The sequence below is a fragment of the Arthrobacter sp. AIWTK1 genome, from assembly GCF_056680535.1.
The window spans coordinates 2,154,205-2,181,198 of sequence record NZ_CM155287.1; the positions used below are offsets into that span (position 1 = coordinate 2,154,205).

Annotated in this window: 24 protein-coding genes and 1 pseudogene; 12 read left to right on the top strand and 13 right to left on the bottom strand. The window is 65.5% G+C overall.

From position 1 onward, the window contains the following. Positions 1-3: 3 nt before the first annotated feature. From AC1MDG_RS09805 to AC1MDG_RS09815, 3 genes are all read right to left on the bottom strand, one after another. Positions 4-1,023 carry a VOC family protein gene (locus AC1MDG_RS09805; protein ID WP_479808783.1) on the bottom strand — a complete coding sequence of 340 codons (1,020 nt, stop codon included), beginning with the start codon at positions 1,021-1,023 and terminating at the stop codon, positions 4-6. Positions 1,024-1,174: 151 nt separating this feature from the next. Beyond that, the gene (locus tag AC1MDG_RS09810; protein WP_479808785.1) at positions 1,175-1,987 is read right to left on the bottom strand and encodes an MBL fold metallo-hydrolase; all 813 of its coding nucleotides are present in this window, start codon (positions 1,985-1,987) and stop codon (positions 1,175-1,177) included. A gap of 179 nt (positions 1,988-2,166) precedes the next feature. Then, on the bottom strand, positions 2,167-3,261 hold the full coding sequence (locus tag AC1MDG_RS09815) for an SDR family oxidoreductase (RefSeq protein WP_479808787.1): 1,095 nt from the start codon (positions 3,259-3,261) through the stop codon (positions 2,167-2,169). A gap of 269 nt (positions 3,262-3,530) precedes the next feature. On the opposite strand from AC1MDG_RS09815, the gene AC1MDG_RS09820 reads away from it, so the two are divergent. The 4 genes from AC1MDG_RS09820 (at position 3,531) to ppsA (ending at position 9,391) form a co-directional block, all read left to right on the top strand. Next, complete coding sequence (locus AC1MDG_RS09820; protein ID WP_479808788.1) at positions 3,531-4,544, top strand: isopenicillin N synthase family dioxygenase; 1,014 nt, start codon at positions 3,531-3,533, stop codon at positions 4,542-4,544. Positions 4,545-4,691: 147 nt separating this feature from the next. Beyond that, entirely contained in the window at positions 4,692-6,014 is a 1,323-nt protein-coding gene (locus tag AC1MDG_RS09825; protein ID WP_479808790.1) for an alpha/beta fold hydrolase, read from the top strand. Next, positions 6,004-6,822 carry a pyruvate, water dikinase regulatory protein gene (locus tag AC1MDG_RS09830; protein ID WP_043481438.1) on the top strand — a complete coding sequence of 273 codons (819 nt, stop codon included), beginning with the start codon at positions 6,004-6,006 and terminating at the stop codon, positions 6,820-6,822. Before AC1MDG_RS09825 ends, AC1MDG_RS09830 begins: the two co-directional genes overlap by 11 nt. Before the next feature lie 151 nt (positions 6,823-6,973). Continuing rightward, a complete protein-coding gene (gene ppsA / locus AC1MDG_RS09835) occupies positions 6,974-9,391 on the top strand; it encodes a phosphoenolpyruvate synthase (protein ID WP_479808792.1) in 2,418 nt (805 codons plus the stop codon). A gap of 66 nt (positions 9,392-9,457) precedes the next feature. Here ppsA and AC1MDG_RS09840 read toward each other — a convergent pair whose 3' ends face one another. Next, the gene (locus AC1MDG_RS09840; protein ID WP_479808793.1) at positions 9,458-10,246 is read right to left on the bottom strand and encodes an alpha/beta fold hydrolase; all 789 of its coding nucleotides are present in this window, start codon (positions 10,244-10,246) and stop codon (positions 9,458-9,460) included. A 494-nt stretch (positions 10,247-10,740) separates the two neighbouring features. On the opposite strand from AC1MDG_RS09840, the gene AC1MDG_RS09845 reads away from it, so the two are divergent. After that, positions 10,741-11,157 carry a hypothetical protein gene (locus AC1MDG_RS09845; protein ID WP_479808795.1) on the top strand — a complete coding sequence of 139 codons (417 nt, stop codon included), beginning with the start codon at positions 10,741-10,743 and terminating at the stop codon, positions 11,155-11,157. Beyond that, on the top strand, positions 11,154-11,672 hold the full coding sequence (locus AC1MDG_RS09850) for a TspO/MBR family protein (RefSeq protein WP_043481178.1): 519 nt from the start codon (positions 11,154-11,156) through the stop codon (positions 11,670-11,672). Before AC1MDG_RS09845 ends, AC1MDG_RS09850 begins: the two co-directional genes overlap by 4 nt. Before the next feature lie 5 nt (positions 11,673-11,677). On the opposite strand, the gene arfB is transcribed toward AC1MDG_RS09850, so the two are convergent. The 4 genes and pseudogenes from arfB to AC1MDG_RS09870 all read right to left on the bottom strand — a co-directional run bounded on the left by arfB (position 11,678) and on the right by AC1MDG_RS09870 (position 14,928). Further along, positions 11,678-12,100, bottom strand: a complete 423-nt coding sequence (gene arfB, locus AC1MDG_RS09855; protein ID WP_479808797.1) for an alternative ribosome rescue aminoacyl-tRNA hydrolase ArfB — start codon at positions 12,098-12,100, stop codon at positions 11,678-11,680. Between the two features lie 101 nt (positions 12,101-12,201). Beyond that, a complete protein-coding gene (locus AC1MDG_RS09860) occupies positions 12,202-13,200 on the bottom strand; it encodes a cytochrome P450 (RefSeq protein ID WP_479808798.1) in 999 nt (332 codons plus the stop codon). A gap of 348 nt (positions 13,201-13,548) precedes the next feature. Next, positions 13,549-14,249, bottom strand: a pseudogene (locus AC1MDG_RS09865) (SCO1664 family protein). Positions 14,250-14,262: 13 nt separating this feature from the next. Next, a complete protein-coding gene (locus tag AC1MDG_RS09870; RefSeq protein ID WP_479808800.1) occupies positions 14,263-14,928 on the bottom strand; it encodes an MSMEG_4193 family putative phosphomutase in 666 nt (221 codons plus the stop codon). Positions 14,929-15,069: 141 nt separating this feature from the next. On the opposite strand from AC1MDG_RS09870, the gene AC1MDG_RS09875 reads away from it, so the two are divergent. Both AC1MDG_RS09875 and AC1MDG_RS09880 read left to right on the top strand, forming a co-directional pair. Next, positions 15,070-16,458, top strand: a complete 1,389-nt coding sequence (locus AC1MDG_RS09875; protein ID WP_479808801.1) for a sigma 54-interacting transcriptional regulator — start codon at positions 15,070-15,072, stop codon at positions 16,456-16,458. A 27-nt stretch (positions 16,459-16,485) separates the two neighbouring features. After that, positions 16,486-18,486 (top strand): vWA domain-containing protein, encoded by a 2,001-nt coding sequence (locus tag AC1MDG_RS09880; RefSeq protein ID WP_479808802.1) that lies wholly within the window; start codon positions 16,486-16,488, stop codon positions 18,484-18,486. Here AC1MDG_RS09880 and AC1MDG_RS09885 read toward each other — a convergent pair. The 4 genes from AC1MDG_RS09885 to AC1MDG_RS09900 all read right to left on the bottom strand — a co-directional run bounded on the left by AC1MDG_RS09885 (position 18,481) and on the right by AC1MDG_RS09900 (position 21,604). Beyond that, positions 18,481-18,675: a TetR-like C-terminal domain-containing protein gene (locus AC1MDG_RS09885; RefSeq protein WP_479808803.1), complete on the bottom strand. Its 195-nt coding sequence runs from the start codon at positions 18,673-18,675 to the stop codon at positions 18,481-18,483. The genes AC1MDG_RS09880 and AC1MDG_RS09885 overlap by 6 nt on opposite strands. 122 nt (positions 18,676-18,797) lie before the next feature. Beyond that, entirely contained in the window at positions 18,798-19,802 is a 1,005-nt protein-coding gene (locus AC1MDG_RS09890; protein WP_479808805.1) for a PDR/VanB family oxidoreductase, read from the bottom strand. 44 nt (positions 19,803-19,846) lie between these two features. Further along, positions 19,847-20,944 (bottom strand): aromatic ring-hydroxylating oxygenase subunit alpha, encoded by a 1,098-nt coding sequence (locus AC1MDG_RS09895; RefSeq protein ID WP_479808807.1) that lies wholly within the window; start codon positions 20,942-20,944, stop codon positions 19,847-19,849. 78 nt (positions 20,945-21,022) lie between these two features. Then, the gene (locus AC1MDG_RS09900) at positions 21,023-21,604 is read right to left on the bottom strand and encodes a PadR family transcriptional regulator (protein WP_479808808.1); all 582 of its coding nucleotides are present in this window, start codon (positions 21,602-21,604) and stop codon (positions 21,023-21,025) included. Positions 21,605-21,862: 258 nt separating this feature from the next. On the opposite strand from AC1MDG_RS09900, the gene AC1MDG_RS09905 reads away from it, so the two are divergent. Beyond that, positions 21,863-23,206, top strand: a complete 1,344-nt coding sequence (locus AC1MDG_RS09905; protein ID WP_043481237.1) for an MFS transporter — start codon at positions 21,863-21,865, stop codon at positions 23,204-23,206. A gap of 108 nt (positions 23,207-23,314) precedes the next feature. On the opposite strand, the gene AC1MDG_RS09910 is transcribed toward AC1MDG_RS09905, so the two are convergent. Beyond that, a complete protein-coding gene (locus tag AC1MDG_RS09910; protein WP_479808809.1) occupies positions 23,315-23,788 on the bottom strand; it encodes a GNAT family N-acetyltransferase in 474 nt (157 codons plus the stop codon). Between the two features lie 230 nt (positions 23,789-24,018). Here AC1MDG_RS09910 and AC1MDG_RS09915 point away from each other — a divergent pair, with 230 nt between their 5' ends. The 3 genes from AC1MDG_RS09915 (at position 24,019) to AC1MDG_RS09925 (ending at position 26,993) form a co-directional block, all read left to right on the top strand. Then, positions 24,019-24,603: an adenylate kinase gene (locus AC1MDG_RS09915; RefSeq protein ID WP_479809067.1), complete on the top strand. Its 585-nt coding sequence runs from the start codon at positions 24,019-24,021 to the stop codon at positions 24,601-24,603. Between the two features lie 164 nt (positions 24,604-24,767). Further along, positions 24,768-25,562: an IclR family transcriptional regulator gene (locus tag AC1MDG_RS09920; protein ID WP_479808811.1), complete on the top strand. Its 795-nt coding sequence runs from the start codon at positions 24,768-24,770 to the stop codon at positions 25,560-25,562. A gap of 153 nt (positions 25,563-25,715) precedes the next feature. Further along, positions 25,716-26,993, top strand: a complete 1,278-nt coding sequence (locus AC1MDG_RS09925; protein ID WP_479808813.1) for a cytochrome P450 — start codon at positions 25,716-25,718, stop codon at positions 26,991-26,993. Position 26,994 lies beyond the last annotated feature (1 nt).

Here is a 26,994-nt window from a genome sequence, read left to right on the forward strand (position 1 = left end):
CCGTTAGCCCCGACCCTGCTTGGCGTACGGGTTCAGGAGGGCTTCCTTCATCTCCGGGGAAGCGCCTTCTTCCGTGGCGGTGAAGCCCTCGGCCGGCGGGAACGATTCCGTCATGGAGTGCGGCATGGCACCGTTCTTGTAGAAGTTGTTGGAACCTTCCGACGGCTTCCAGGTGTTGGCCTCCCAGTCCGGAACATAGTTGCGGTACCCGCCGGAGTTCAGCTCCACGCGCAGGCCGGACGGTTCGCGGAAGTAGAGGAAGTTCTGCTCGCCCACCCCGTGGATGGAGGGGCCGTATTCCATGGGGGTGCCGTTTTCCATCATGACGTCAGCGGTGCGGAGCAGGTCCTCGGTGGTGTCCACCCAGAAGGCGATGTGGTTGACGCGGCCCGGACGGTTGGAGGTGTCCAGGACAACGCCGAGGTCGTGGGACTTTTCATTGGTGGTCAGCACGGAGAACACGGTGATGGGCGCCTCGTCCAGGTCAACGAACGCCATCACGCGGAAGCCCAGGGCCTCGTTGTACCACTTGGCGAAGCCGCGGACATCGGAGGCGGCTACGGTGACGTGGTCAAGGAAGCGGGGTGCGGCGGCGTGGCTGCTGCGGCGTTCCGGGCGGTCCGGGTAGGTGGACTCGAAACCGGTTTCGGCGACGAACTTCTCGACGTCGAAGAAAAGGCGCATGTGGTGGCCGTAAGGGCCGGTGAATTCGTAGGCCTTGCCGTAGCCGTGGCCGCCTGCGGTCCAGGCGCCCTGGACGCCGGTTGCTTCCACGCGCTGGGCCGCGGCTTCCAGTGCGGCCTGGGAATTGGTGCGCCACGCCATCCGGGCCAAGGAGGCTTCCGGTCCTTCGGTGATGACCAGGCTGTAGCGGTAGTAGTCGCCCCAGCAGCGCAGGTATACGTTGCCGTCCACGCGGTCGATGATGCGCATGCCGAACTTTTCCTCGTAGAACCGTGCCGAGGCTTCGACGTCCGGGGACGTGATCTCGAGGTGGGCAAGATGGGAGAGCGGAGTTTCCACGTTGAAGTCCTTCTGGTTACTGGCTGCGGTCGTTTTGGTGCAGGTCCTGTAACCACTGTGGGGCACTTCATATATTCGGGGAAGACGCAGTTCTTGATACTAAGTATCTGTCCGGCAGATAGTCCATCGGGGCAGGTGCCATACGCACGGTTCAGGTTAAGTGGTCGAAATCTCCTCGCACCCAAGCAGCGTGCCTTTGGGCGGAATCGTGCAGGATGGCCTTGGCTCCGGACGCGATGACGTTGTTGAAGTTGCCGTAGATCCGGTCGAACTTGAGCTCGCCGAGCTGCACGGCGATTCGCAGCGCTACCGCGCCGGACAGCGGCAAATGATTCGGGTAGCTGCGCATGAAGGAGACGGAGCGACGGTCTGGATTCGGGTACACGCTGTCACCGGTCAGCAGAACTCCTCGGCCGCCCGCTCCTGCAGCCCAGTGCACCACCGAGCTGCCCGGGAAGTGCCCCCCGGTCTGGTGCAGCGTCAACCCTTCGGCGATTGTTTCACTGCCGGACCAGTATTCGATGATCGGATCATCGCGCCCCAGCCATCGCCGGTCTGCGTCCGCCACAAGTACGGGGACGCCACCGAGCCGACGCGACCATTCGACCTGCACACCAAACATGTGTGGATGGCTAGCCGCGATCGCCAGGACCGGTCCTCGCTCGAGCGCTGCGTTCACTGCTCTGTCGTCGACATATCCCACCGGATCCCACAGCAGCGAACCCTCGTGTGTCACCACAAGCTGAGCCGTCTGGCCGATCCCGACTTTTGGCTCCGTCCTGATCCCAGTGAGTCCCGGCTCGTTCTCCTTCACCACGGTCTGCTGGCCCTCCTGCGCCAGCCCGTCCAGTGTGAGCCATTTTTGTCCGTCCTCGGGCACAAACTGCCGCTCATCGGTGCAGATAGGGCAGAGCGCCGGGGCAGGTTCATCGCGTTCGACGGCGCAGGTTGCGCAGATCAGCATGGCTGGTCCCTTCCAAGCATTTGTCTCCTGCTTTCCCGCCTTCTCCACCTTCGGCCGCAGGCTGGCGTGCCCAGACTATTGCACGCGAAAGTCTCCAAGGAAGAGAGATCCTTGTCTCCGCAGCGGGACGGGAGTCCGCGCAGCCAAAGATGACTGTGTCGCGCGCTCGACGAAGCTGATCAGGGGATGATCTTCTCGGCGCGGTACCGGTCGAACAGCCGCCGGAAGGAGTCTTCCGTGCGCCGGTAGCCGGTAAAGCCGGCCAGCCGGCTCTTGCTCATGTCCGCGAGAACCTCAATATTGCGTCCCAGGTCGGCGTCCGTGTGCCACCACGACGCAACCCGGGCCAAGTCGGCCTCGACGAGACCGTGAGTGGCGGCAATTTTCGACCATACGTCATCCATGCCCTGCATCTGTGCCTCGAGCGGCCGCGGCGAGCCCTCGAAGCCTTCGGCTTTCACGCCAAAGTAGCCGGCCAACTTTGGCCACATCCAGCGCCACCTGAAGACGTCACCGTTGACCACGTTATAGGCCTGGTTGCCCGCTTTTTCGGTAGTGGCGGCCCAGATCATGTGCTCCGCAAGGAGATCCCCGTCAGTCATGTCGGTGAGGCTGTTCCATTGGGTCTCGGAGCCGGGAAAGACGAAGGGCTTACCCAGCTCTTTGCACAAGGTTGCCTGTGCGGCCAAAGTCAGGCCCATGTTCATCGCATTGCCCACGGCATGGCCGATGACGGTGTGGGAACGGTGCACGGACCAGCGGAACCCCTGCCGTTCTGCAGCCGCCCATAGCTCGTCTTCCTGCGCGTAGTAGAAGTTCGGCGCCGGCAGCCGGGGCTCTTCCTCGCGGAAGGGGGTGTCAGGAATTGGGCCGGCGCCGTAGGACTCGAACGGGCCCAGGTAGTGCTTCAGTCCGGTCATCAGGGCCACGTGTTCGACGGGGGCACGGTCAAGGGCTTCGAGCAGGTTGCGTAGCATTGCTGCGTTGACGCTGATGTTCTTTTGTTCGGTGTCCTGCTTTGCCCACGCCGTGAAGAAAACGTGTGTGGGTTTCTCGGTGCCGAGTGCTACGGCGAGACTTTCGGCCGAGAGCAGATCCGCGGAGATGTGCCTGGTAGAGGAACCGGGGATCGGGTTCCTGGACAACGCGAGAACTGTCCAGCCACCGTTTTGATTCAGTTGTTCGACTATGGCCGAGCCGGCGATGCCGCTGGCGCCAACTATAAGGGCAACTTTGTTTTGAACGCTGCCTGTATCGACGGTGGGGGAGGTCATGAGTACCTGGCTTTCTTGGTGTGAGATCTGCCGAAGACCGGCGGGGCCGACATTCACGTGGAGGTCATCAGCGCACCTTACACGGCAGCGCCTAGTCCGGGAGGATGCGGGAAGGGACTACGCACCGGTTCGAGCGTCGGTCCGCAACGGGAATTCCGACGCTCGTTCATGCCCAACGTAGTTGCCCGGCCGTACCATGGAAACAGATACATGCGCCGGCTTGCCAAGTTCACTGAAAAGGACAAGTTCACTGAAAAGGACTGGAGACGTTGCCACTCGAAACACTGCCCGTTCTCGACTTCTCCCGATTGAACGCGGGTGCGGAGGAGGCGTCCCGGTTTCGTGACGAACTGCGCAACGCCATGCACGAGGTCGGTTTCCTGTACCTGGCCGGCCATGGCATCCCGCAGGAGCTCATGGACGCAATGCTGGGCGTGTCCCGCCGCTTTTTCGAGCTTACCGAAGAACAGAAGCTCGCAATCGAGAATGTCCACAGCCCCCAGTTCCGTGGCTACACCCGTATCGGCGGGGAAATCACGGACGGTGCAGTCGACTGGCGCGAGCAGGTCGACATCGGCGCAGAGCGGCCAGCGGTGGCGCCAGGCCCGGGCGTCCCGGAGTACTGGCGCCTCGAGGGGCCCAACCTGTGGCCGGATGCGCTGCCCGAAATGCGGGGGATTGTCGCCGAGTGGATGGAGCGGCTGAGCACTATCTCATTGAGTCTCCTGAGGGCCCTGGCGGTCTCTCTCGGGGCGCCCGAAGACACCTTTGATGAGGCCTTCGCTGCACGGGCCTTCCCCGTGCTCAAAGTTGTGCGGTATCCGGGGTCATCCCACGAGGAACCGAAGCAGGGTGTGGGCTCCCACCGCGACGGCGGGGTGCTGACGCTCCTCCTGGTGGAGCCCGGGAAGGGCGGCCTCCAGGTCGAGTACCAGGGGACGTGGATGGACGCACCCCAGGTGCCGGGAACTTTTGTGGTCAATATCGGCGAGATGCTTGAGCTGGCCACGAACGGCTACCTGAAGGCAACCCTGCACCGCGTGGTCTCGCCGCCTCGCGGCACCGACAGGGTCTCCCTTCCGTTCTTCTACAATCCGGCCCTGGATGCGACGATGCCGCAGCTTGCGGTGAGCCCTGAGTTTAGAAGCAAGGCGCGCGGCCTGTCGGTTGACCCGACGAACAGCCCTATTCTGGAAACCTACGGCGATAACGCCCTCCGCTACCGGCTTCGGGCCCACCCGAACGTCGCCGCGGTGCACCACGCGGACCTGATGGCAGGCTGACCGCCACCCACATGAATCGAGCCCACAGTGGCCGTTACCCCCAATACGTCTCTTCCCGGCCCCGCCCCTCAGGACAACGGCCCGGGACGTCTGTCCCGCCAAGACCCGAGGGCGAGGTGGCGCATCGGCCGGGTGGTGGCGGGCTCCATGGCCGCAGGGCTCCTCGTTGCTCTGCTCCTTGTCGCCGCCCCCTTTATCCGGGCACAGGAGAGCGAGGTTACTGGTGCAGTGCTGTGCGGATTCGCGCTGGGCTGGGCGATGTTGGCCCTCCTCTCGGTGCGGTTCACTAACCAGCCCCAGCGATGGGCCGCGGCTCCGGCACTGTTCATGGGCGCGGGCGGGCTTCTCCTGGTGTGGTTCGGCTCCGCGGTGGACCAGGTGCTCAGCTGGGTGTGGCCTCCCGCCCTCCTTGCATTGGTGATCTGGATGGTCGTCCGGGCCCGTCGGCAGCTTCATAGCCGGAGCAAAGGCTGGCTGCTCTACCCGGTCATGGCGATGCTGGCTCTTACCTCGATCGGCGGCGGCTACCAGGCCGTGAGTACAGCGGCGGATGCCAAGGCGTACCCGATGCCTGGGCAGCTGATCGACGTCGGCGGACACAGCCTGCACCTTAACTGCACCGGCTCAGGCAGCCCCACAGTTGTGCTCCAACCGGGCGGAGGCGAAATGTCCTCGAACCACGGGTGGATTACGCCGGCCGTCGCCCGTGACACCCGGGTCTGCATCTACGACCGCGCCGGCCGAGGCTGGAGCGAACCCGCTGACACCGCCCAGGACGCCACCCAGATAGCGACCGACCTCCATACCTTGCTGCACCGCGGGAACGTCCCGGGACCTTATGTGCTGGCGGGTCATTCCTTCGGTGGCCTCTATGTACTGACCTTCGCCGCACTCTACCCCGACGAGGTAGCGGGCATGGTGTTGGTGGACTCCACCGCACCGGCACCGGCAGCGAATCCGGGAGCGCCATCGGCCGCCGTTAGGGGCGGCTTCGACATCCTTGACCGGGTCTCGGCGCTGATCTCTACCTCGGCTAGGCTCGGACTGGGCCGACTGTACGCTCCGTTCGAGGCCGGCAGCCTGCCGCCGCGATTCCGGGACGAGGTCCGCGCCAACATCGCGACCCCAGGCAACCTGCGCAGCACTATCGACGAATACGTCCAGGCGAACACCTCGATGGAGGAAGCTGCGTCACTGCGCGACTTCGCCGACAAGCCCCTGATCGTCCTGACAGCCGGCATCGGCAGTGACAGCAAGCACCTGGCATCACAAAACGAACTGGCCGGGTTGTCGACGAACACTGCGCACCGCACCATCGACGGGGCCTCCCACGAATCGCTCATTGCAAAGGAAGACGGCGCCGCAACCACGACCCAAGCGATCCTCGACGTCGTTTCTTCCGTCCGAAGCGGAGGGCCGGCATTGGGATACCGGACCGCTCCTGGTGCAGAATGCGTTCATGACCAATGACGTTCTTCGGCCTGTCTACTTCCTTTCGGACAGCACCGGCATCACGGCGGAAACGCTCGGCAACACCTTGTTGACGCAGTTCCCCGCCAATAACTTTGACCGCATCACGGTTCCCTTCATCACCACCGTCGAACAGGCCAGGACCGTGGTCGCCACCATCGACCAACTGGTCGCCACCGGTCCGCGGCCGATCGTCTTTTCCACCGCTGTCAGTAGCGACGTCCGCCAGGCCTTGGCCAAGTGCCAGGGGATTGTGGTGGATCTTATCGGGACGCATGTCGGACAGCTGGAGCAGGCCCTCGGCTCACGGGCCAGTGGCGAACCTGGCCGGGCCCATGGCCTGGGCAACGCGGAGCGGTATCAATCCCGGATGGCCGCCGTCGAGTACGCCATGGAACACGACGACGGGCAGAGCCTGCGCGCGCTGGAAAAGGCGCAGGTCATCCTCGTGGCGCCGTCCCGCTGCGGAAAAACACCCACCACCATGTATCTGGCGCTGCAACATGGAATCTTCGCTGCCAACTTCCCGCTGGTGGACGAGGACTTCGAACGGGAAGGGCTCCCCAAGCCCCTGAGGCCTTTCGTTGAGAAATGTTTCGGACTCTCGTCCAACCCGCTGCGCCTGAGCCAGATCCGTACCGAACGGCGCCGTGGCTCACCGTACGCGTCGCTGCGGCAGTGCGGCTTCGAGCTGCGCAGCGCCGAGCAGTTGTACGTCTCGCACCGGATTCCGTACCTGAATTCGGCCACGGTGTCCGTGGAGGAGATGGCTGCAACCATCCTGCAGCGCATGAACCTCAAGCATTAGGGAAAAATTTCACAAACCCGGTGTGGCGCACATCATGTGGAAAGAGCGCCCGAGACCTGTCACTGTTGACAGGATTCGCGCCCACCAACCGGCCATCGCCGGGAGCGGGGCGGCGCATCTGCATGCCATCATCTGCAAAGGAGCAGCAACTATGACGACAGACATCCTGTGGTTCTCAGAACTCGGACTCAAGGACCTGGACCGGGTGGGCGGAAAAAACGCCTCCCTCGGTGAGATGGTGCAGAACCTGACCTCTGCCGGCGTCCAGGTCCCGGACGGCTTCGCCACCACGGCCGACGCTTACCGCACCTTCCTCGCCGACTCCGGCCTGGACCAGAAGATCGCCGACCGGCTGGTGGGCCTGGACACCGACGACGTGACGGCCCTCGCCTCAGCCGGCCAGGCAATCCGGACCCTCATGCGCGAGACGCCGTTCCTGCCGGACTTCGAAGCGCAGATCCGGAGCTCCTACCAGCAACTGGTGGACAAGCACGGGGGATCCGAGGACCTCTCCTGGGCCGTCCGTTCCAGCGCAACGGCCGAAGACCTCCCCGACGCCTCTTTCGCCGGTCAGCAGGAAACCTTCCTCAACGTGCGCGGCATCGACAACATCCTGCTTGCCATCAAGGACGTGTTCGCGTCCCTCTACAACGACCGCGCCATCGCCTACCGCGTGCACCACAAGTTCGAACACGCCGAAGTGGCCCTCTCAGCGGGCATCCAGCGGATGGTGCGCTCCGACGTCGGCGCCTCCGGGGTCATGTTCACGATGGACACGGAGTCCGGGTTCCAGGACGCCGTGTTCGTCACGTCCTCCTACGGCCTCGGAGAGGCCGTCGTCCAGGGCGCGGTGAACCCCGACGAGTTCTACGTCTACAAGCCCGCCCTGCAGGCCGGCCGCCCCGCGATCCTCAAGCGCGGACTGGGCGAGAAAGCGCTCCAGATGACCTACACGAGCAACCGCGAAGTGGGCCACACCATTGACTTCGTTCCGGTTGAGGCTTCGTTGCGGAACCGCTTCAGCCTTACGGACGACGACGTCGAGCAGCTCGCCCGCCACGCGGTCGCCATCGAGAACCACTACGGCCGCCCGATGGACATCGAATGGGGCAAGGACGGGATCGACGGCGGCCTGTACATCCTCCAGGCGCGCCCCGAGACCGTGCAGTCCCGCCGCGCCTCCGGCAGCCTGAGCCGTTTCCGGCTCAACGGGACCGGCAGGGTTCTGGTCGAAGGCCGCGCCATCGGCCAGCGTATCGGCGCCGGCACCGTCCGCATCCTCACCGCAATCGACCAGATGGCGGCCTTCAAGACCGGCGACGTCCTCGTCGCCGACATGACCGACCCGGACTGGGAACCGATCATGAAGCGTGCCTCCGCGATCGTCACCAACCGCGGCGGACGCACCTGCCACGCGGCCATCATCGCCCGCGAACTGGGGATCCCCGCCGTCGTCGGCACCGGTGCCGCCACCGACGTGCTCTCCGACGGACTCGAGGTGACCGTCTCCTGCGCCGACGGTGAAACCGGCGTTATCTACGAAGGCCTCCTGGACTTCAGCGTCGAGGACACCGAGATCACCCAGCTGCCCGAGGCCCCGGTCAAGGTCATGATGAACGTCGGCACCCCCGAGCAGGCCTTCACCTTCGCCCAGCTGCCCAACCACGGCGTTGGCCTGGCCCGGCTGGAATTCATCATCAACCGCCAGATCGGCATCCACCCCAAGGCTCTCCTGAACCTGGACAGCCAGCCGGCGGACGTGGCCGCGGTCATCCGGGAACGGATTGCCGCGTACGACAGCCCGCGCGATTACTACATCAAGCGCCTGGCCGAAGGGGTGGCCACCATTGCCGCGGCGTTCGCTCCGCAACCGGTGATTGTGCGTATGTCCGACTTCAAGTCCAACGAGTACGCCAACCTCATTGGCGGGCCCGCCTACGAGCCCCACGAAGAAAACCCCATGCTCGGCTTCCGCGGCGCCTCACGCTACCTGGAGCCATCCTTCCGGGACTGCTTCGACCTCGAGTGCGAGGCCCTGTCCTTCGTCCGCAACGAGATGGGGCTGACCAACGTCAAGCTCATGATCCCGTTTGTGCGGACCCTGGACGAGGCCCGCGGCGTCATCGAGCTGCTGGCGGAGAACGGCCTGCGCCGCGGCGAGAACGGACTCGAGGTCATCATGATGTGTGAGATTCCGTCCAACGCGCTGCTCGCTGACGAATTCCTGGACTACTTCGACGGATTCTCCATCGGCTCCAATGACATGACCCAGCTGGCCCTGGGCCTGGACCGGGACTCCGCGATTGTCTCGGGCGGCTTCGACGAACGCGACCCCGCCGTCAAGAAGCTCCTGAGCATGGCCATCAAGGCCTGCAGGGCGCGCGGCAAGTATGTCGGCATCTGCGGCCAGGGGCCCAGCGACCACGCGGACTTCGCCCAGTGGCTGGTCGAGGAAGGCATCGATTCCGTCTCCTTGAACCCCGACACCGTGGTGGATACCTGGCTCCGGTTGGCGGGTGCGGCAGGCGGCCTGGACGTCGGTGCCGCAGTCGGCGCAGAGGCGATCTGACTCTTACCAACGAAGGAAATGCCCGCCCGGGGAAACCCCCGGGCGGGCATTTCCTTAACAGTCGTCTTACTGGCGGGCGGAGTGCTCACGCACGCGCATCAGCCATTCGGCAACGAGGGCTTGCAGGATGCCGGGCTGCTCGTGCATCAAAGCGTGGCCGGCACGGTCGATCACCGCAAAGCTGGCGCGAGGGTAGTGCCTGACCAGGTCCCACGGGCCCGCGTGCCCGGCGGTGGCATCCTGGCGTCCGGCAAGGATCAACACTGGATGGGGATAAGCTTTCGCGCTTTCCTGCGGATCCCGTAGCTCCCAGTGCGAAAAGATTCGCCCGAGGCCCGGCTCGTCAACAAGTGACATCCCGGGAGCCGTGTACTCCCGGAACCGACGCAGGGTTTCCGCCGTCTGCACAACGAAGTAGCTACGGTAACTGGCCTCAAGATCCGGTCCCACATCGCCCGGCATATCGACCTCCGAAGCAAGGACCTCGTGCGTGGGCACGTCACGCGTCTTCGCGCCAACCGGGCAGATGAGCCCCAGCCCGATGGCCTGATCGGATCTCTCATCGGCAATGGCACGGGCTAAGTACCCGCCGTACGAATGACCGATGACAAGAAACGGTTCATCGCCAATAACGCTGTCGATGAGGCCGTGCAGAGTGTCCAGCACGTCATCGTTGCTGGCAACCGCCTCGGGCGCGGGGGTGCGGCCCATTCCCGGCAGGTCCGGATAGAGTCGCCGAAAGCCGGAAACGTTGCAGAATATCGGTTCAAGGGCGCCAGCGATCTCGCGATGGTCGACACCAGCCCCGTGGAGAGCGACAACCGGAGTGCCGCTGCCGTTCTCGGCGAAGTGCACAGGCACTCCACTCACCGTGCATTCCATCCGGACAGTGTAGAGCGGGTCGTGGCTCTCGTACACCGTCACTGGGCGAGTGCTCGCGTTGAGAGCGACGCATCGCGGTAAACGCAGGGTCCAAATACCCTGTCCGGGTTGATTTCCCTGCGGCTAGTGTCAGCTGAGGCAGATGGCGGCACATATTCGAGCCGGTCTGTCGTCAGCCGAATGATTTAGGGGATGACTATGGCCAGGGATTCAGAGGCGGCAGGAGGGCCGGGACTTGGCACCGGAAAGCCAGCTGCGGCAGCACCGGAGGCGAAGGACAGGGACCTTCCGTCCACGGATCCGGGCGTTGCCGGGACAGCCGCAGGCAATGGCGGCCTTCGTGGGTATGATCGCGAATTGTGGCCGCCGCTATAGCGGTGCGCAGGTGACCCGCACCGCCTGGTGACCAGTGCCCAGGAGGCCCTGTGGCCCTACTCCGGGGGGCCGTCAATCCATAGCATTGCGTCATGGAACAGATGCAGGAAACCAGCGCCGAAGAACCGGCATTGTCTGCCACCACGGTTTTCGCCAGCCTCTCAGAGTTGAGGGACGCCCCCGGCTATAGCCCGAGGGCAATAGCCGAAAGGCTCATAAATTCGCTGGGCTCTGAAGCCGCGGCACCCCTGCTGGGCGTCAGTATCGAACTCTTGGATCGTTGGGCATCGGGCCAGGACGCGCCGGACGCGGCCGGCCGGCTTCAGCTTGCGGACCTGGACGCCCTCGTCGGGCACCTCCATGGTGCCTTCACGCCGGCCCAGGCCATGCTCTGGATGTGCAGCCCCAATGTGCAGCTCGGCTCCAGACCCATAGATGTGTACCGCATGCAGGGGTCGGCGCCGGTGATCGGCGCCATCCGGGCCCACGTCCAGGAGGGCCAACGATGAAACTCTTGACAGTAGCGTGGACGGCAGCCGCGACCGCAGCCACCGCAGCGGCCGGGGCGGTGGCGACAGATCCTGATAGCCGCTGGTATCAGCGGCTGCGGAAGCCGGACTGGCAGCCGCCCGCCCTTGCCTTTCCCGTCGTGTGGACGGCCCTTTACGCGGACCTTGCCGTGAGTTCCGCCGTCGCCCTCGACAGTCAAAGGGTGCCCGAGAGTGCCGGCCGACCGGGCAGGCAGCGGCGGGAGGCACGCGCCTACCGCGGCGCCCTGGCCGCGAACCTGGTTCTCAACGCGACGTGGAGCTGGCTCTTCTGGCGTGCCCGCCGGCCGTGGCTGGCCGCGCTGGAGGCCGCAGTGCTGGCTGCGAGCAGCGCAGACCTCGTGCGGCGTACGTACCGCCTGAACCGCAGCGCCGGCGTGGCGCTGGCCCCTTATGCGCTCTGGTGCGGCTTCGCCACCGCTTTGTCGGCGGCAGTCGCGAGGCTCAACCCCGGAATGGACGGCCGGCAGCCGTAGCCGGCCTAATCGGCGTACGGCCGCTTTCGCTGCTGTTTTGTGGCCGCCCGCTGTTGCTTGGCTGCGAGGCGCCGGCGGTTTGAGCCCCGGGTGGGTTTTGTTGGGCGCCGGGGGGCAGCTTCGGGAGCAAGGGCCTCCGCCACCAGGCCGGAGAGCTTCGCCAGGGCGATCTCGCGATTGCGCAGCTGTGAGCGCTGCTCGGAGGCGGTCACGGTGATGACCCCGGAGATCAGGCGTCTTTCGAGGCGCGTGAGCAGCATCAGCCGTTGGCTGTCCGAAAGCGCCGCGGACCCGCCGACGTTCCAGAAGAGTTCGACGCGGCTGTCCGAGGTGTTGACGTGCTGACCGCCGGGCCCGGACGAACGCGAGAACCGCCAGCCGAGCTCGGAGGCGGGAATCGTGAGCGCGGGCGACACCTCCAGGTCCATGCAACCAGCGTTGCACAACATGGGCGCAATCGAAGAGCCCGGCCCCTCGCACGCTAAAGTAGGGGCGTCCTAGTGGGTGAGGGGGGCATGCCGGCCCGCAGTCAGGTTGCCTGCCAGCTGGTAGGGAGCGTCTTCAACCCGTAGACGATAGTGCTGTCCATCCGTTCAAGGTGCGCTCCCGAAGCGAGGGTCAGTCCCGGCAGCCGGGACAGGATGGCTTCCAGCGCAATCTTGGCTTCGAGTCTTGCGAGCGGTGCCCCGAGGCAGAAGTGAATGCCGTGGCCGAATGCCAGATGCCGGGTCTGGCCCCGGTCGATGTCGAACTCGGCAGGGCGCTGGAACTGCCGCTCGTCGCGGTTTGCGGAGCCGATCCACGCCACTACGGGTACGCCGGCCGGAATTTGAACGTCGCCCAGGGTGGTGTCGGCGACGGTCACCCGGTACATGGACTGGACGGGGGACCGAAAGCGGAGCACTTCTTCGATAGCCTGGGGGAGCAGTGATGGTTCCGTCACTAACCGCTCCATGGTGCCGGGCACCTCGGTAAAGCAAAGTACCGCGTTGCCTATCAGGTTCGTGGTTGTTTCGTTGCCGGCCACCAGCAGCAGGGCGCAGAAGCCCAGCAGCTCGGCCACGTTTAGTTTCCGCCCGTCGATCTCGGCGGCGAGCAGGTTGCTGATCAGATCATCGCCGGGCCGACTCCGTCGCTGTTCGATGAGGTCCAGGAAGTATCCGGTCATTTCCCGGTTAGTGGCCTGGTGGTCTTCCGTCGTCGCACTGGTGCGCGTTTGGCTGACGATCACATCGGACCACTGTTTGAAGCGGTTCCGGTCACCCGCGGGTATACCCATGAGTTCCGAGATCACGATGACAGGCAACGGGTACGCCAGCTCCTCGATCAGGTCGGCCCCGCCGCGGGAAGCGAACCCGTCCAGCAGCTCTTCCGTCAGTTCGGAGATGCGGGGAGCAAGTGCGTCCACGGCTTTCGGCGTGAACGCCTGGGTCACCAGGGAGCGCAATTGCCGGTGCCGCGGCGGGTCAGTGGTGATCAGGCTCGAGGCGAACAGCTGGCCTGTCTCGGAGGGATCGTCGCCGCCCATCCGTGAAGAAAAACTTGCATGTTCTGACAGCACCCGTTGCACGTCGTCGTACCGGAACACATGCCAGCTGCCCGATTGCTCATCGTGAAAGACGGGGGCGGCTTCCCTCATTCTCGCGTAATGGGGAAAAGGATCCAGCGGGTGATCGTTGGCCGCGGCGAAGTCCATGGCTGGCCTCTCTGCTCAGCCCGGCGGTCTAGCGGAATGGACGAACCGTCGGGACGTCGGGTTGATGGACCGGGGACCCGAGTTTATCCGACGTCGGCCCCGCACGACAGTGGTCATCAGGTCCTTTCATGCCCGCCGGCTATCGGGCGGGGTCGGTCGGTGGCTCGAAGGCGACGTCACTTACACGAGCGGCCACGGGTAACGCATGCCGGTGGGTCAACCGGAAGCACGCCTTCGCGGAGCAACCGTTGGACCCGGCGCCGCAGAGCAGTGGCCTCCGCGTGGTCGAGGAGCTCGGCAACCTCTGGCGGCACGTCCTCCGCGAGTGGTGCGATGTCCTTAAGCAGTGCAGCGGGGATGGGGGCACCTGCGAAGTCCCAGATCACGGTGCGGAGTTTGAAGTCGGCCGAGAAGCACAGCCCGTGGTCGATGCCCCACAACCGTCCGTCGTGGCCGCGCAGGACATGACCGCTCTTGCGGTCGGTGTTGTTGGCGACGCAATCGAACAAGGCGATCTGCAGCAGGATGTGATGGATCTGGGGCGAGTCCGCGTAGAGGGTGAAATAGTGCTCCCGGAAGTCACCCTCGACGAACCACTGGAGCGACCCGATCCCCAGGGGAGAGTCTTCGCGGATCACGGTGGGCGGCACGATTCCCCACTGCAGGTGCTCACTGAGCAGGTACGCCGCGCGTTCGCGGCGGTAGAGCCCGGGCTCGAAATCGACAAGCGGCCGTTCCCCGGCCTCCGGCTTGTAGACCGCCCAGGCGGAGTCGTGCCCGCACGAGACCTGGGCCAGGAAGGTCGCGTTGCTGCCGCGCGGGATCCGTCCCAGCAGCTCGACGGCACCCTCCGTGAGCAGAGTCAGCTCCCGCCCGGACACCGGCAGTCCCATGTCACGATGCCCTCAGTCCGCTCAAGGGCTCCAGGGTCGAGTTCACCGTCAGCACTGCGGGGGACATGCCCTCCGCATAGGAGATGGCCGAAACGGACCCCGGGTTGATGACGATCCGCTGGAAGTGGTCCAACTGCGTGCCCAGGGCGTGGGCGACGGCGGCTTTGATGGGGTCGGCGTGGGAGAAGCAGACGACGACGCCCCCGGCGTGAGCGGCGCGCAGCACCTCCAGCGCCCCCACGATCCGGGCTTGCATCTCCGCGAAGCTTTCGCCGTTCGGGAAGCGGAAGGCCGACGGAGTCCGCTGCACGGTTTGCCACTCCGGCAGACCCGCCAGCTCGGCGAGCGCGGCACCGGTCCAGTCGCCGAAGTCGCACTCGAGCAGGCCGGCGTCCTGGTTCACTGCGAGTCCGGTGCGGGCCGCCGTGGGCTCTGCAGTCTCGCGGGCGCGCTCCAGCGGCGAGGAGTAGATGACGTCCACGGCAAGGCCCGCGAGCCGGTCCGCGACCCGTTCTGCCTGGGCCTGCCCGCGTTCGGACAGGTGCAGTCCCGGGGTGCGGCCGGGCAGCACCATGCCCGTGGTGGGCGTCTCCCCGTGGCGTACCAGAAGGAGGAGGGTGTTCTGCGGTGTCGCTGGTGCCGACGGCGTTGCTGCAGTCATCACCATCCAGCTTAACGTTCGCCGCTCCCACGTGCTTCGCAAGCCCGGCCGGGGGCAGACGGACGGTTCTCTTACCGGGGGCACGTGCGCGGGAATCTTTGGGCAATTCCCTCGATTCGCCGCAGGTTCGAGGACTACGGTAGAGGGGTGAGTGATCGTCCCGATATTTTCACCGTTGGTGAATTGCGTGCTGCAGGCCATGTCCTGAAGGATCTGCGCCACGAGATCCGCGGCAACCTGCTCGCCGCGCTCGCCGCCGGCCGTGATCCGTGGCCCGGGCTGTACGGTTTCAGCCGGACCGTTATTCCCCAGCTCGAGCGGGCCCTGATCGCCGGCCACGATGTGGTCCTGCTGGGCGAACGGGGCCAGGGAAAGACACGGCTCCTCCGCACCCTGGTGGGACTGCTCGACGAGTGGTCCCCTGTGATCGAGGGATCGGAACTGAACGAACACCCGTTCGAACCGATCACGGAACACTCCCGCGCCCGTGTCATCACCGAAGGGGACCGGCTGCGTGTGTCGTGGCGGCACCGTTCGGAACGCTACGTCGAGAAGCTCGCCACCCCGGACACGTCCGTCGCAGACCTCATCGGAGACGTCGACCCGATGCGGGTGGCTGAAGGCCGCCGGCTGGGCGACCCGGAAACCATCCACTACGGCCTGATCCCGCGTTCCAACCGCGGGATCATCGCGATTAACGAACTGCCCGACCTCGCCGAGCGGATCCAGGTTGCGATGCTCAACGTGATGGAAGAGCGCGACATCCAGATCCGCGGCTACGTGCTTCGGCTGCCGCTCGACGTGCTCGTCGTCGCGTCCGCCAATCCGGAGGACTACACTAACCGCGGCCGGATCATCACGCCCCTGAAGGACCGCTTCGGTGCCGAGATCCGGACCCACTACCCGATTGAGCTGGAGGACGAGGTGTCCGTCATCCGGCAGGAGGGGCGGCTGGTGGCAGACGTCCCGCCCGTGATCCTTGAGATCCTGGCACGCTATACCCGCGCGCTGCGGCAGTCTCCGGCCATCAACCAGACGTCCGGCGTTTCGGCGCGTTTCGCCATTGCGGGCGCAGAAACCGTCGCCGCCGCGGCGCTGCGGCGGGCCAGCGTCCGCGGGGAGGACGAGGCAGTTGCCCGGATCATCGATTTGGAGACTGCGGTGGAGGTCCTGACGGGAAAAATTGAGTTCGAATCAGGGGAGGAAGGGCGTGAACAAGCCGTGCTCGACCACCTCCTCCGCACGGCCACTGCCGAAGCCGTTCGGGCGCATTACCAAGGTATCGACCTGGGCCCGCTCGTGGCGGCGCTGGACGGCCACCGGACCGTAACCACCGGAGATCATGTCACGGCGCGGGAGTTCCTCGAGAACCTCCCCTCACTGGACGGGGCACCCCTCTACGACGAGATCAGCGGGCGCCTGAACGCCAAAAACGACGGCCAGCGCGCCGCCGCAATCGAACTCGCACTGGAGGGCCTTTTCCTCGCGCGGCGGATCTCGAAGGAGTCCGACGACGAAGAGACGATCTACGGCTAGGAACCAGGGCTAGGGATAGGCGGCATCATGGGTGTGCACAACTCCAGGTACGGCCGGTACAGGGGAGGACCTGATCCGCTCGCCCCGCCGGTGGACCTGGCGGAGGCGCTCGACGCGATCGCCGAGGACGTCATGGCGGGCTACTCACCCCGGCGCGCACTGCAGGAATACCTGCGGCGCGGCGGCCGCAACCGTGAAGGCCTCGACGACCTCGCCGGCCGCGTTCAACAGCGCCGGAATGAGCTCTTGAGCCGCCACCGGTTGGACGGCACCCTCAGTGAGGTCCAAAAACTGCTGGATACCGCGGTGCTCGAGGAACGCAAACAGCTCGCCCGCGATGCCATGATGGACAACACCGACCGCGCCTTCAGGGAGATGCAGCTGCAGAACCTGCCCCGTTCAACGGCGGCAGCGGTCAACGAACTCGCCTCCTATGACTGGCAGTCGAGTACCGCCCGTGAGGCCTACGACCGGATCAAGGATCTTCTGGGCCGGGAGGTGCTGGAGCAGCGGTTCGCAGGAATGAAGCAAGCACTCGAGAACGCCACTGATGAGGACCGGGCTGCTGTGAGCGGGATGCTGCGCGACCTCAACGAGCTGCTCGGCAAGCACCGCCGCGGCGAAGACACCGACGCTGATTTTCAGGAGTTCATGTCACGTCACGGCCACCACTTTCCGGAGAATCCTCAGTCGGTCGAGGAGCTGGTGGACGCCCTCGCCCGGCGCGCGGCCGCGGCCCAGCGGCTCCTGCAATCCATGTCGCCGGAGCAGCGCGATGAGCTGATACGGCTGTCGGCGCAGGCGTTCGGGTCTCCCGAACTCATGGCGCAGCTCGATGAGCTCGATGCCAGCCTGCGGGCGCTGCGCCCGGGGGAGGACTGGACAGGCTCCGAACGCTTCGAGGGGGAGGAAGGACTCGGGCTGGGCGACGGCACCGGCGTGCTCCAGGACATCGCTGAACTCGACGACCTCGCCGAACAGCTCTCGCAGTCCTACAACGGGTCACGACTCGACGACCTGGACCTGGATGCCCTCGCCCGCCAACTCGGGCAGAATGCCGCCGTGACGGCCCGCACCCTCGCGGACATCGAGCGGGCGATGCAGGACGGCGGCTACCTGCGGCGCGGCGCCGACGGCGACCTCCGGTTGTCACCGCAGGCCATGCGACGGCTCGGCAAGTCACTGCTGCGGGACACCGCCAGGCAGCTGTCGGGCCGGCAGGGGCGCCGGGATACGCGCGTCGCCGGGGCAGCCGGTGAGCAGACCGGCTCCAGCCGTGAATGGGAGTTCGGGGATGCCGGTGCCTGGGACGTCACGCGAACCATGACGAACGCGATCCGCCGTACGATGGCCGACGGCGGTGACCCGAGCCGTGGAGTGCGTCTCGGGGTGGGCGACATCGAGGTGACGGAGACGGAGGCGCGCACCCAGGCCGCCGTCGCGCTGCTCGTCGACGTATCGTTTTCGATGGCCGCGGAGGGGCGGTGGGTGCCGATGAAACGCACCGCACTCGCCTTGCACCATCTCGTCTCAACGCGGTTCCGCGGGGACCGGCTGCAGCTGATCGCGTTCGGCCGGTACGCCCGATCCATGGACATCGGCGAGCTGACGGCCCTTCCGGCCCTGCGGGAGCAGGGCACCAATCTGCATCACGGTTTGCTGCTGGCCGGCCGGTTCTTCCGCCAGCATCCGTCGATGCAGCCCGTCCTCCTGGTGGTCACCGACGGTGAACCCACCGCGCACCTGCTGCCGGAGGGAGACTCATGGTTCGACTACCCGCCGGACCCGGAGACCATCCGTGTCACGATCGCAGAGCTCGACCGTCTTGGCCGTGCAGGCACGCAAGCCACGTTTTTCCGTCTGGGCGATGACCCGGGGCTCGAGCGGTTCGTCCAGCGCATGGCCCGCCGAATCGACGGCCGGGTGGTTGCGCCCGAGGCGGGGGACTTGGGCGCCGCCGTTGTGGGGGAGTACCTCCGGGCCCATTTCCGTGGCCGCCCCTACGACGACGCCGACTGGGCGTCATAGACCGGGGCTGCGTGAAAACAACGTGTTGACGAGGCGGGTCCCGAAGCCTTCGTCCAGCGGCGCTCCGCTCAGGAAGAACCGGTAGTAGATCGGCCCCAAGAGGAGGTCCGTCAGCATCTCGGCGTCAAGGTCCGCCCGCAGGTCGCCCCTCGAGACTCCCCGCTCCACGAGGCGGCGTACGTCGGTCACCCGGCGGTTCACCACCCGCTCGGGATAGGCGCGCGCAAGTGCTTCCGGCGGCCCATCCTGGGCACCCTGGCCGGTCCCTGCAGGCCTCCCGTGAACGCCGGGCCGCGCGCAGGCCTGGTCGTTTAGACGTCTATGGTGACGACGGCGCGTTCCCCGGCTGCGTCCGCCCGGGCGCCGGTCTCAGAGCTCACTGCCCGCGAGACGCAGCAGCACATCTTCGCCGCGGCGTGCTGCTGACGCTCGCTGTAGAACACGTCCCGGTGGTCCACCGTGCCCTGCAGCCCCAGCAGCCGCACTTCGCAGAGTCCGCATTCGCCCTTGCGGCAATCGAACATCATGTCCACTCCCGTGCCCTCGAGGGCTTCCAGCATCGACTGGGCGGGCCCGACTGTCGTCTCCACGCCCAGCCGCGGCACGCGGACGACAAATTCCTCCGGGTCGAACCACCCGCTGTTGCCGAAGGTCTCGTACCTCAGGTTGGGGACGCTCAGCCCGCGCGCGTCCCAGCCGCGTTTCACCGCGTCCATCAGCCGGATGGGTCCGCACATGTAGAGCTCAGTGTGCGGATCCACCGCTGCCAGCAACTCATCGACCTTCAGCGCCGTGCCCTCGTCATCCACGTGCACCCGCAGCGCGTCGCCGTGGAGCGTTTCCAGCTGGGGCAGGTAGGCCATGGCGGCCCGGCTGCGGCCGGCGTACACAAGGGTGTAGTCCGCCTTGATGTTGCGCAGTACCCGGGCCATGTGGACCATCGCGGTGATGCCGATGCCTCCGGCCAGGAGCACGTAGCGCCGGGCGCCCACCCGGAGCGGGAAGTTCTGCAGTGGCTGGGTGATTTCGAGCTGGTCCCCGACCTCTAGCCCCTGCATGAAGACCGATCCGCCCCGGGACTGCGGTGCCCGGAAGACGCTGATGGCCACGCGCAGGCCGTCCTCGCTGGAATCCACCACGGAGTAGGAACGCTTATGGAGTTCTCCGTCGATCGTGACCATGACGTCGATGTGCGAGCCCGGCTCCGCCTTCTTTGGTTGTGACTGGGACAGGACCAGTCGCCGGGTTTCGGCGGTGATGGCCTCGGCTTCGACGACTGTTCCGGTCTGCCAAACTTCAATGTTCGTTGCTGCCATGACTATCTTCTTACTTCTCGCTGGGCTGGACGGGTCTGGGTCGGTTAGACGGTGAGTATGAGCCGGCCCTCTGCGGCAAGTTGGCGCTCGATCAGCCTTCGGACCCACATCCCGCCGGCATCGATATTGAGGTTGTAGAACTCGTAGTCCGGGTTCGCGTCAATCGCCTCCTGCTGCGCCTTAAGCATCGCCTCGTCCTCGCCGAAGACGCCGTTGACGCCGTTGCGAAGCTGGGTGGTGATCAACTGGCTGTCCAGCCGGTAGTTGCGCATGAAAGCCCAGAAGTAGTGGCAGGTCTTGGCGGTTTCGGGGGAGATGGTGTTCATGACGAAGCCGTTCACGCCCTGGCTGCGGTCGCCTTCCGGCGCCCCCGTGCCGGCCTTCGCGACACCGACGTCGATGTTGATGGTCGACGGCGACTGGAACGTGATGATCTGCCAGCGGTCCACCTTGCCCTCGAAACCCGGGAACTTGTCGCGCATGTTCTTGAGCCAGAACGGCGGCGCGTCGATGTCGAGCATCCAGCGGGACACGGTGACGGTGTTGCCGTCCTGGGTCACCTTGAAATCGGACTCGCTCAGTTCGTCCTGCCCGATCGAGGAAGAATGGACGAATTCCTCGTGGGTGAGGTCCATCAGGTTGTCCAGCACCAGCTGGTAGTTGCACGGGGCAAAGATGGTCTCGCCGTCGCCTGCCCACTCATCCGAGCTCATCTGGTGCATGTCCGGGACGAGGGCGGGGTCGGCCTGGGTCGGATCGCCCAGCCAGACCCAGATATATCGGTACCGTTCGATCACCGGGAAGGACGGCACCGTGGCGCTCGGGTTGATGGTTTCCTGCGCCGGCATGGAGACGCAGCGGCCGGCGGAGTTGTAGACAATCCCGTGATACGGGCACTGGATCTCATCCTTTGCAAGCGTCTTGCCCATGGAGAGTGGAGCCAGCCGGTGCCAGCAGGCATCCGCCAGCGCAACCGCCTTGCCGTCTTCCGTGCGGTAGAGGGCGAGCGGCCGGTCCGCGATCCGCCGGGACATCGGTTTGCGGGTCACCTCATGGTCCCAGGCGGCCACGTACCAGGCATTGAGCGGGTACCCGAGCACTTTGTTGGTTGTCGAACTTACGGACTGCATCATCGCGGTCATGTCATTCCTTCGATATATCTATCTACATAGTTAGTGGTCTGGATCACAGCATAACTATGTTGATAGATAGTGGCAAGGTCAAGACTCGAGTTTGTCGATCAGCTCGAGGCCCCGCCGTGCCCACTCAATCTCAGCTTTGGCGCGTTCGATCATCCCTTCGTAGGTGAAGATCTTGTAGCCGGCAATCTTGGCCCTGTCGGCGTCCGGGGCCGTCTCGAGGCGGGCCGCCAGGATGGGATTGCTCCTGTCCTTCAGGGCGGCAATCATCTCCTGCCACTGCTGCGCGCGGGATGAGTGGTAGGTGATGTGGGCCTGCATCTGCGCCCGCGCGGCGTCAGGCTCGGCCCACTCCAGGTACGCCGCCTTGAGGTGGATCGGATCCCGCTCGCGGGTGTAGTCGAGGGTGGTGTTGATCCAGGCCCGAAATGCCTCAATGCCCTCCGGCGTGATGTGGTACCGCTTCTTCTTGCCTTTCTTCCCCCAGGTCTCCTCGACTCCTCGCAGCAGTCCATCTTTTTCCATCCGGCGGAGCTCGGGATAGATCTGCGAGTCGGGTGCATGCCACACGTATCCGACCGATTGTTCGAAATGCTTCAAAACGTCATAGCCCGTCAGGGGCTGGGACGTCAGCAGTGCCAGCAGTGCGTAGCGCAGGCTCATATGCCACCGATCCTCTCCGTGAGGGCCCGCCCGCCGCAGCGCGGCGGGGAGCCCGACTTCCGTAGCGCTCTTGTCAACTAACTATGTTCATAGTTAGGCTGTGTCTTACGCCACATCTAGCTATCAGTATAGATAGTTGTCCGGCAGCCGGCCTTCGCTGACGAAGTTCGGCGGCGGCCCCGAGTGGCGGACTATGCCCCTCGGCACACAACTTTGTATACCCGCCCGGACTGTCCGCGGCCTCCAGAAAGTAGTTCCATGCAACTCCAAGAACGCATCGACGCGTCCCGCATGTCCCCGTACCAATGGCTGATCGTCGGACTGTGCATCATTCTCAACGCCCTCGACGGCTTCGACGTCCTGGCCATGGCCTTCACGGCCAACAGTGTGACCCGCGAGTTCGGCCTCAGTGGTGCCGAGCTGGGGGTCCTGCTCAGTTCCGGTCTGGTCGGCATGGCCATCGGATCCCTGGGCCTGGCTCCCTTCGCCGACGTCATCGGCCGGCGGCCGATGGTCCTGGTTTCCGTGGGTCTCGCAACAGCCGGCATGCTGCTCGCCTCCCTGGCGCACTCTGCAATGGAGCTGGGAATCTGGCGCGTCGTCACGGGCCTGGGGATCGGCGGCATCCTGGCCTGCACCAACGTGATTGCCAGCGAGTACTCCTCCAAGCGGTGGCGCGGACTCGCCATCAGCATCTACACGGCCGGCTACGGCATTGGCGCGACGCTGGGCGGTGCCGCCGCGGTTTCCTTGCAGGCAAACTTCGGCTGGCGCTCGGTCTTCGTCTTTGGCGGCATCTGCACCGGCGTCGTCCTGGCCCTGCTCGCGTTCCTGCTGCCGGAGTCGGTGGACTTCCTGACCAGCCGCCGTCCCCGAAACGTCCTTGACCGCCTCAACAAGATTGCCCGCAAGATCGGACAGCCTGAAGTGGCGGAGATCCCCGCCCCCGCCGCAGTTGCGCAGCGCAGGAACAAGCTCTCCGAACTGTTCACAGCCGGCAACCGCCGTTCCACATGGCTCGTCTGGCTGGCCTTCTTCGCCACCATGTTCGGGTTCTACTTCGTGAATAGCTGGACGCCGCGGCTCCTTGTCACCGCCGGCATGACCGAAAGCCAGGGCGTCATCGGCGGCCTCATGCTCACCCTTGGCGGCACCTTCGGCTCCCTGCTCTACGGACTGCTGACCGTCCGCTGGAACAGCCGCAAAGTGATGATCGCCTTCGCCGTGCTCTCGGCGGCCACCATGGTGGTCTTCATTTCCACCGCCGGCATCCTTGCCCTGGCGTTCGTCGCGGGCGGCGTCGTGGGCATGCTGATCAACGGCTGCATTGCCGGCATGTACACCATCACCCCGGCCCTGTACGGCGCGTCCGTCCGCAGTACCGGCGTCGGCTGGGCAATCGGCATCGGCCGTGTCGGCGCCATCGTGGCCCCGCTTATCACCGGCGCCTTGCTGGACGCACACTGGACGGCGTCCATGCTCTACATGGGTGTAGGTGCTGTGGTTCTCGTGGCAGCAGGCGCCGTCGCGGCGATGCGTCCGGCGCGGCAAGAGAGCGGCGCTGACCACAGCATGGAGGAGGAAGCTGACGTCCCGGTCTGACAGGTCTGGGCGTGGCACCGATTGCTGTGCGCACCGTGTTCGGCGGAGCGCCTCGCGAAGAGGTGGCCATGAGCGGCCCGCGGCCACATTCGGTTGCCACCTGCCTGTTCAGAGGTGCAGTTCCATGAAAACGCTGTTCGGATCCAGGGCGTAGTCGGCAAAGGGCGGGCATTCGGCGAATCCGTTGCGGGCGTACAGGCGCCGTGCGGGAGCGAAATAATCTTCTGTTCCCGTCTCAAGGTAAAGGCGCCCGTAGTGCCTGCTTCGGGCTTCGTCCACGATATGCCTGAGCATCAGGGTGGCCACGCCGCGCCCCCGTGCGCCTGCCGTGGTGCGCATGGACTTGATTTCGCCGTGCTTCGCTGGACCGGGCGGGGAATCGAGGAGTTTGAGCGCGCCGCACCCGAGGAGCGCGCCTTCCTCGCGGGCGGTCCAGAACGTGATTGAGGGGCCGGACAACGCTGAATGATCCAGTGCATGCACACTGTCGGCCGGCGAGGTGGCGAACATGTCGGCCAGGTGTTCGCTCAGGAGTTGGTGGACATCCGGGCGCGCGGGGTCGTCGCGGTCAATGTGAATCATCGCCCTCAATTTACCGGCCGCGCCACGTCATACGCCACGTGGACGCCGCCGCTCACTGCACCAGCACTACCGGTAGCAGCACAAAGGGCCAGGGGACGACGGCGGGGATCCTCCGCCGTCGTACTCTGCTGTCAGGCACCGATGCAGCCCGGCCGCAACCCCCGGATCAGTAGCATCGGGCCAGGACGAAGACGTCCATATAACCAGCAAAGGAATATTGAATGACGAGAATGCTGATTATTGGTCCGCCCGGTTCCGGCAAGGGAACCCAGGCGGAACGGATCTCAGGACGCCTCGGCGTAGTGGCGATTTCCACCGGAGACATCTTCCGCGCCAACGTCAAGGGCGGGACACCGCTGGGCGTCGAAGCCCGGAAGTACATGGATAACGGAGACTTCGTGCCGGACAGCGTCACGAATGAAATGGTGCGGAACCGCCTCAGCCAGGACGACGCCAAAGAGGGCTTCCTGCTGGACGGCTACCCGCGCACCGTGGCGCAGGTGCAGTACCTCGACGGAATCCTCGCGGCCGGCGACCAGAAACTCGGCGTGGTCCTCCAGCTGACCGCGGACGACGAGGAACTGGTCTCCCGGCTGCTGGGGCGGGCCAAGGAAACGGGCCGGAGCGACGACAACGAAAGCGTCATCCGCCACCGGCTGGACCTGTACCACCAGCAGACGGAGGCGGTGGTGGCCCAGTATGCCGGCCGCGGGATCCTCTCCCGGGTGGACGGGATCGGCGGCGTCGGGGAGGTCACCGACAGAATTCTGGCCAGCATCGATGACCTGGTCAGGGTGCCGGTCCGCGGACAGTAGAACAGCAAGGGCGGGAGGACGACGGCGGGTGGCACCGCCGTCGTCCTCCCGCCTTTTGCGTCCCCGGCCTGTTGTGCCCCGGACGCGGACTAGACTCTGATCGGACTGCCGGGAGGCGGCCCGCACTATGCAAAGCAATGGGCAAGTACCGGATAAGGAGCACCATGGCCGGAGGCAGCCGCGAACCGGGCAGGACCGTGACCTCGAAGGTCCTCTCCATCCTGGAAGCCTTCGAAAAGTCCCGGGGTGCCCTCAGCCTGACCGACATCGCCGAAAGAACGGGGCTGCCGCTGAGCACCGCCCACCGCCTGGTCAACGAGCTCACCGACTGGGGACTCCTCTCCCGCGAACCCAACGGCCGCTACCAGCTGGGCATCCGGCTCTGGGAGCTCGCCCAGAACACCGGCAGGCAGCTCCGCGACGCGGCCCGGCCCTTCGTCCAGGACCTGTTTTCACTCACGGGCGAAACCGCGCACTTGGCGGTCCGGGCCGGCCACGAGGTGCTCTACATCGACCGGGTCTACGGCTCCAGGCGCGTGCCCCGCGCCGGTCGGGTGGGCGGCCGGCTTCCCATGCACGCGACCGCCGTCGGAAAGGTCATCCTCGCCTTCGAGGAGGACTGGGTCCGTGACGCCTACCTGAACCGGCAGCTGGAGCGGCACACCGCGCACACCCACGTGGACCCCAAGCAGCTGGCCGCAGAGCTGACCCGGATCCACGAGCAGGGCTACGCCACCACCTTGGAGGAAGTCCGGCTGGGATCCTGCTCGATTGCCGTCCCGGTCTTCCATACCGGCAGGATCGGAGCGTCGATCGGCCTTGTGCTGCCCGCCGACCAGGCCGCGACGATGACCCGGCACCTTCCTGTCCTGCGGGGAATCGCCGCCCAGATTGAGCGCGCCACAGCCCGGATTCCGCTGGAAACACTGCTGGGGAGCCACGCCGCGCTTACCGACTGAGCCGCGTTTCCCGCCCCGGCGGGCCCGCAAAATAACTGGCTTCCGCTCAGTGGAAGAAGTCCGGCCGTGAATGGGTGATGGGGGCCACACTGGTGAATAAGAACCCCGGCATGCACTGGCGCTGCCGGCGGGACCGAAAACCAAGGAGCTTAGATGTCACCCTCGACGGAAACGGCCGGCCGCTGTCCCTTTGGACACGGCGCCGAAGCACCCGCAGGGCACCACGGCTACGAGCCGTTCCAAATGAAGGATCCCTTCCCGGCCTACGCCGAACTCCGGGCCGAACAGCCCGTCATGTTCGACGAGCGGGTGGGCCTTTACGTCGTCTCCCGCTATGACGACATCAAGGCCGTCTTCGAGGACTGGGAGACCTTCTCCAGCGAAAACGCCCAGGCCCCCGTCCGCGAACGCGGCGCTGCCGCGAAGAAGATCATGGAAGACGGTGGATTCACGGCCTACTCGGGCCTGTCCGCCCGGCGCCCGCCGGAGCACACCCGCATCCGCGCCGTGGTCCAAAAGGCCTTCACTCCCCGCCGCTACAAGGCACTGGAACCGTTCATCCGGCAGAACGTCGTTGAACTGCTCGAAAAGATGCTGGCCCGCCCGGAACACCGCGGCGACATGGTCAAGGACCTCGCCTACGACGTGCCCACGATCACCATCCTCACCCTCATTGGCGCGGACGTCTCCCAGGTGGACACCTTCAAGCGCTGGAGCGACTCCCGCGCCGCGATGACCTGGGGGGACCTCAGCGACGAGGAACAGATCCCGCACGCCCACAACCTCGTGGAGTACTGGCAGGAATGCCTCCGCCTGGTCAAGGTGGCCCACGAGGAAGGCGGCGACAACCTCACCGCGGACCTGGTGAAGTCACAGCAGGAAGGCGCCGAGATATCCGACCACGAGATCGCCTCGGTCCTTTACAGCCTGCTCTTCGCCGGCCATGAGACCACCACGACGCTGATCTCCAACGCCCTCCGCGAACTCCTGGCCCGCCCCGGGCAGTGGCGGCAGCTCGTGGACGACCCCAAGAAGATCCCCGCCGCCATCGACGAGGTGCTCCGCTATGCCGGCTCGATCGTCGGCTGGCGCCGCAAGGCCCTCAAAGACACCGAAGTGGGCGGCGTCGCCGTCGAAGAAGGCGCGCAGCTGCTGCTCCTGATGGGCTCAGCCAACCGCGACGAGAATAAGTTCGACGCCGGCGAGGACTTCGACATCACCCGCCCCAACGCCCGCGAGCACCTCTCCTTCGGGTTCGGCATCCACTACTGCCTGGGCAACATGCTCGCCAAGCTCCAGGCCAAGATTGCCCTCGAGGAAGTGGCGCGGCTCGCCCCGGAGCTGCAGCTGGAGGAGCCGGAAGCCATCACCTTCCGCGAAAACCTTTCCTTCCGCGTCCCCGAGACCGTCCCCGTCAGCTGGAAGGCCTGAA

Excerpts from the sequence above, each read along its gene's own strand:
- AC1MDG_RS09810 (WP_479808785.1), bottom strand. The coding sequence starts at position 1,987 with ATGCTGATCTGCGCAACCTGCGCCGTCGAACGCGATGAACCTGCCCCG.
- AC1MDG_RS09815 (WP_479808787.1), bottom strand. The coding sequence starts at position 3,261 with ATGACCTCCCCCACCGTCGATACAGGCAGCGTTCAAAACAAAGTTGCC.
- AC1MDG_RS09825 (WP_479808790.1), top strand. The coding sequence starts at position 4,692 with ATGGCCGCAGGGCTCCTCGTTGCTCTGCTCCTTGTCGCCGCCCCCTTT.
- AC1MDG_RS09830 (WP_043481438.1), top strand. The coding sequence starts at position 6,004 with ATGACCAATGACGTTCTTCGGCCTGTCTACTTCCTTTCGGACAGCACC.
- ppsA (WP_479808792.1), top strand. The coding sequence starts at position 6,974 with ATGACGACAGACATCCTGTGGTTCTCAGAACTCGGACTCAAGGACCTG.
- AC1MDG_RS09845 (WP_479808795.1), top strand. The coding sequence starts at position 10,741 with ATGGAACAGATGCAGGAAACCAGCGCCGAAGAACCGGCATTGTCTGCC.
- AC1MDG_RS09850 (WP_043481178.1), top strand. The coding sequence starts at position 11,154 with ATGAAACTCTTGACAGTAGCGTGGACGGCAGCCGCGACCGCAGCCACC.
- arfB (WP_479808797.1), bottom strand. The coding sequence starts at position 12,100 with ATGGACCTGGAGGTGTCGCCCGCGCTCACGATTCCCGCCTCCGAGCTC.
- AC1MDG_RS09860 (WP_479808798.1), bottom strand. The coding sequence starts at position 13,200 with ATGGGCGGCGACGATCCCTCCGAGACAGGCCAGCTGTTCGCCTCGAGC.
- AC1MDG_RS09870 (WP_479808800.1), bottom strand. The coding sequence starts at position 14,928 with ATGGTGATGACTGCAGCAACGCCGTCGGCACCAGCGACACCGCAGAAC.
- AC1MDG_RS09880 (WP_479808802.1), top strand. The coding sequence starts at position 16,486 with ATGGGTGTGCACAACTCCAGGTACGGCCGGTACAGGGGAGGACCTGAT.
- AC1MDG_RS09890 (WP_479808805.1), bottom strand. The coding sequence starts at position 19,802 with ATGGCAGCAACGAACATTGAAGTTTGGCAGACCGGAACAGTCGTCGAA.
- AC1MDG_RS09895 (WP_479808807.1), bottom strand. The coding sequence starts at position 20,944 with ATGACCGCGATGATGCAGTCCGTAAGTTCGACAACCAACAAAGTGCTC.
- AC1MDG_RS09900 (WP_479808808.1), bottom strand. The coding sequence starts at position 21,604 with ATGAGCCTGCGCTACGCACTGCTGGCACTGCTGACGTCCCAGCCCCTG.
- AC1MDG_RS09905 (WP_043481237.1), top strand. The coding sequence starts at position 21,863 with ATGCAACTCCAAGAACGCATCGACGCGTCCCGCATGTCCCCGTACCAA.
- AC1MDG_RS09910 (WP_479808809.1), bottom strand. The coding sequence starts at position 23,788 with ATGATTCACATTGACCGCGACGACCCCGCGCGCCCGGATGTCCACCAA.
- AC1MDG_RS09915 (WP_479809067.1), top strand. The coding sequence starts at position 24,019 with ATGCTGATTATTGGTCCGCCCGGTTCCGGCAAGGGAACCCAGGCGGAA.
- AC1MDG_RS09920 (WP_479808811.1), top strand. The coding sequence starts at position 24,768 with ATGGCCGGAGGCAGCCGCGAACCGGGCAGGACCGTGACCTCGAAGGTC.
- AC1MDG_RS09925 (WP_479808813.1), top strand. The coding sequence starts at position 25,716 with ATGTCACCCTCGACGGAAACGGCCGGCCGCTGTCCCTTTGGACACGGC.